Genomic DNA, 277 nt, shown 5'->3' on the forward strand with positions numbered 1-277 from the left:
CGGAAGCCCGCATTACTTGGGGCAGCAATTGGACATCTGCACGTATAGTCGTTGAGTGCTCCCATACACTTGGATCCTTCCCAATCATGGCATGGAAAATGGACATTCCCGTATTCACGCAAGCCCGGCTTGGGGCACAGACGGCACCGGTCAGCCCACCGAAAATATGCATGTTTCGATAGGCTACAGCACGATTTGCCAATTCATCTAACACCGGCGTTTGTACAATCGGATTACCGAACGCACCGATCGCTTCGTCTCGATGATCATCTGCAAT

General features: G+C 51.6%; 1 protein-coding gene. It reads right to left on the reverse strand.

Annotation, left to right across the window (positions count from 1 at the left end):
• On the reverse strand, positions 1 to 277 hold a 277-nt coding region (locus tag KVT27_RS24365), incomplete at its 3' end, for a sulfatase-like hydrolase/transferase (RefSeq protein ID WP_309140249.1).

Source organism: Lysinibacillus sp. GbtcB16 (genome assembly GCF_019091145.1).
GTDB lineage: Bacteria > Bacillota > Bacilli > Bacillales_A > Planococcaceae > Lysinibacillus > Lysinibacillus fusiformis.